Annotated in this window: 1 pseudogene; it reads left to right on the top strand. The window is 35.8% G+C overall.

From position 1 onward, the window contains the following. Positions 1–97 precede the first annotated feature (97 nt). A pseudogene (locus FTW16_RS24930) lies at positions 98–213 on the top strand (IS30 family transposase); the annotation flags it as partial. Positions 214–310 lie beyond the last annotated feature (97 nt).

Raw genomic sequence — 310 nt, 5'->3', positions numbered from 1 at the left:
ACATAACCTTCTTAGAGCAATAACTTAAATTAGAAAGTTACGGATAACTTTTGGTATGGGAAAGCCACTTAATGAAGTGTTCAACTTCACTCGTACAGACCAGCGCTTGGGTTGTAAGCTATATCCATACTTGAGGCAAGGACACAAGCGGTATTGTCGCAGTAAAAAAAGAAAGCGCCAACGATTAAGAATACAATTTCGATAAATGACAGATCGGTTTGGTTGCAATTATTGATGCATATCATATAGTTGCTTATCAATCGTGCTTATAATCACAAAGTAACTACTGACTTAATAAATGATACAAAGG

This window comes from Vibrio sp. T20, assembly GCF_007858795.1.
GTDB classification, from domain to species: Bacteria; Pseudomonadota; Gammaproteobacteria; order Enterobacterales; family Vibrionaceae; genus Vibrio; species Vibrio satsumensis.
The sequence above is the reverse complement of the archived record's forward strand: the minus strand, read 5'-3'. Positions and strand labels throughout refer to the sequence as shown.